General features: G+C 64.1%; 3 protein-coding genes and 1 pseudogene. All 4 read left to right on the forward strand.

All coding sequences use genetic code 11. The features are described from left to right. The coding region (gene sfnG / locus ENZ75_RS26650) for a dimethylsulfone monooxygenase SfnG (RefSeq protein ID WP_128278439.1) at positions 1 to 827 on the forward strand (827 nt) is incomplete at its 5' end. Positions 828 to 939: 112 nt separating this feature from the next. Beyond that, positions 940 to 1872, forward strand: a complete 933-nt coding sequence (locus ENZ75_RS26655; RefSeq protein ID WP_063169859.1) for an ABC transporter ATP-binding protein — start codon at positions 940 to 942, stop codon at positions 1870 to 1872. Then, positions 1869 to 2768, forward strand: a complete 900-nt coding sequence (locus ENZ75_RS26660; RefSeq protein ID WP_032898718.1) for a branched-chain amino acid ABC transporter permease — start codon at positions 1869 to 1871, stop codon at positions 2766 to 2768. The genes ENZ75_RS26655 and ENZ75_RS26660 overlap by 4 nt, the downstream gene beginning before the upstream one ends. Positions 2769 to 2771: 3 nt before the next feature. After that, positions 2772 to 3059 (forward strand): annotated as a pseudogene (locus ENZ75_RS26665) (branched-chain amino acid ABC transporter permease); the annotation flags it as partial.

Below are 3059 nucleotides of genomic sequence, written 5' to 3' on the forward strand. Positions count from 1 at the left end.
TGCCAGGACCATGGAACCCGGCGCTGGCGGCCAAGCAGATCGCCACCATCAGCTACCTGACCAACGGCCGCGTCGCGATCAACCTTGTCTCCGGCTGGTTCCGCGGCGAGTTCCACGCCATCGGCGAGCATTGGCTCGACCATGACGAGCGCTACCGCCGCTCGGAGGAATTCATCCGTGCGCTGCGCGGAATATGGACTGAAGACAGCTTCACCTTCCGTGGCGATTTCTACCGCTTCAATGAGTATTCGCTGAAGCCGAAACCGCCGCAAGTACCCGAAATCTTCCAGGGCGGCTCGTCGCGCGCCGCGCGCGACATGGCATCGCGCGTCTCGGACTGGTACTTCACCAACGGCAACACGCCGGCCGAGATCGCCAAGCAGGTCGATGATATCAGAGTCAAGGCGAAGGCCAATAACCATTCCGTCAAAGTTGGCGTCAACGCCTTCGCGGTCGTTCGCGAGACCGAGGACGAGGCCAGGGCGGTGCTCGCCGAAATCATCGCCGAGGCCAATCCCGACGCGGTCAATGCTTTTGGCCATGAGGTCAAGAATGCCGGCAAGGCCTCGCCGGAAGGTGAGGGCAATTGGGCGAAATCGTCCTTCGACGATCTGGTCCAGTACAATGACGGTTTCCGCTCGAACCTGATCGGCACCCCCAGGCAGGTCGCTCAACGCGTCGTCGACCTGAAGCGCGCGGGTGCGGATCTTATCCTGCTCGGTTTCCTGCACTTCCAGGAGGAGGTCGAGTATTTCGGCAAGCATGTCATCCCGCTCGTTCGCGAACTGGAACACGCCGAGGCGGCGGCGTCGCTGGCGGCGGAATAGTCACCCCATAGGCACGCCGGACAGGCGCCGGCCCGCACGCACGAAGCTTGCCCGGCGCGCTGATCCGTCGGGCGGCAACAGGATTTTGCGCGCCTAATCGAGGACGATTGGAATGCCGTTGCCCAGTTATACGCTCGGAGTGATGGAGGCTTCCGCCTATGCACCGGAGGTCTTTGCGCGCGGCCTGCCGTCAGACCAGCGGCCGGAGCAGTCGTTCGAAGATGCCGCCAGGCCGGCAGAGTCCGTTGCCGCCGCCTCTCCGTTGCTTTCGCTTCAGGGCATCAGCCTGTCCTTTGGCGGCGTCGTGGCACTGGCCGATATCGACCTATCGGTCCGCCAAGGCGAGATCCGTGCCATCATCGGCCCGAACGGCGCCGGCAAGAGTTCGCTGATCAACGTCATCAGCGGCGTCTACCGGCCGGATCGCGGCCATGTCCGGCTCGACGGTACCTCCTATGCCCAGGTCCCGACGCAGCGGCTGGCCCATCTCGGCGTCGCCAGAACCTTCCAGAATCTCGCACTGTTCAAGGGCCTAAGCGTCCTCGACAATGTCGCCTCTGGCCTTGCCTACAAGGTTCGCTCCAACTTTGCCGGCCAGGTGCTCGGCATCGGCCGCTCGCGTGGCGAGCAGCGCGATTCACGCAGCCGTGCCGAACAGATCCTTGAATTCCTCCATCTCACCGCCATTCGCGACCGTCTTGTCGGCACCTTGCCTTACGGGCTGCAGAAGCGTGTCGAACTGGCCCGCGCGCTGGTGGCCGAGCCGCGCCTGCTTTTGCTGGACGAGCCGATGGCCGGCATGACAGCGAGCGAAAAGAGCGAGATGGCGTCTTTCGTCCGTGCCGCGCGCGATCGTTTCGCCACCACCGTGGTGTTGATCGAGCACGATGTCGGCGTCGTCATGGGTCTGTCCGATCGCATCGCCGTTCTCGACTACGGCCGCAAGATCGCCGACGCCACGCCCGATGAAGTCAGGAACGACCAACGCGTCATCGATGCCTATCTCGGCGTCGCCTCGGACAATGAGGACGGGGCAGGCATATGATCGCCGATTTCGACTACCAATTCTTCATCGAAGTGCTCGTCGGCGGCCTGCTCTCAGGCGTCATGTATTCGCTTGTCGCGATCGGCTTCGTGCTCATCTACAAGACCTCGGGCGTGCTCAATTTCGCGCAAGGCGCGATGCTGCTGTTTGCGGCACTCACCTTCGTCAGCCTCGTCGAGCGCGGTATTCCGTTCGCGCTGGCGCTGGCGGTCACCTTCGCCATCATGGTGGCGATGGGTGTCGCCATCGAGCGCACGGTGCTGCGGCCACTGACCAACAAGCCGCCGATCACACTGTTCATGGCGACGCTCGGCCTGTCCTACATCATCGAGGGCGCCGCCCAGCTGATCTGGGGCACGCAGGTCCATGGCCTCGATCTCGGCATCGAGGACGTGCCGCTGGAAATCGGCGGCGTGCTGATCAGCCAGTTCGACATTTTTGCCGCGGTGGTTGCCGCCGGCATGGTCCTCCTGCTGTCGCTGTTCTTCCGCTACACCCGCATCGGCCTCTCCTTCCGCGCCGTTGCCGACGACCAGTTCGCGGCCCTCGCGGTCGGCCTCAGGCTGCCCTTGATCTGGGCCACCGTGTGGGCTGCCGCCGGCCTTGTCGCCCTGGTGGCGGGACTGCTCTGGGGCGCACGCCTCGGCGTGCAGTTCTCGCTGTCGCTGGTGGTGCTGAAGGCGCTGCCGGTGCTGGTGCTCGGCGGCTTCGATTCCATCCTCGGCGCCATCGTCGGCGGGCTTCTGATCGGCGCCAGTGAGAAGCTCGCCGAGGTCTATATCGGCGATTATTTCGGCGGCGGCATCGAGAGCTGGTTTGCCTATGTCGTCGCGCTCGTCTTCCTGCTGATCCGCCCTTCCGGCCTGTTCGGCCAGAAGCTCGTTGAGAGGATCTGAACGATGACCGCGATAACAAGCGATTTCGTCGCCGCGCCGGTGCTGCCGAAATGGGTCGTACCGGTCCTGCTGCTCGCCTTCGCCTATGGTGTCGTGCCGCTGATCGGCTCAAGTTATCTGTTCGAGGCCATCCTGCTGCCGTTCCTGGCGCTCAGCCTCGCCGGCGTGGGCTTGAACATTCTCACCGGCTATGCCGGCCAGGTCTCGCTGGGCAGTGCCGCCTTCATGGCGGCGGGCGCCTTCGCCGCCTATAATTTCAACCTGCGCGTCGAGGGCCTGCCGCCCATCGGC

Origin of the sequence: Mesorhizobium sp. M7A.F.Ca.CA.002.04.1.1 (assembly GCF_004022805.1) — a bacterium.
In the GTDB taxonomy this organism is placed as follows: domain Bacteria; phylum Pseudomonadota; class Alphaproteobacteria; order Rhizobiales; family Rhizobiaceae; genus Mesorhizobium; species Mesorhizobium ciceri.

Bases quoted from the DNA above. Each gene is read 5' to 3' on its own strand.
- ENZ75_RS26655 (WP_063169859.1), top strand. From the start codon at position 940: ATGCCGTTGCCCAGTTATACGCTCGGAGTGATGGAGGCTTCCGCCTAT.
- ENZ75_RS26660 (WP_032898718.1), top strand. From the start codon at position 1,869: ATGATCGCCGATTTCGACTACCAATTCTTCATCGAAGTGCTCGTCGGC.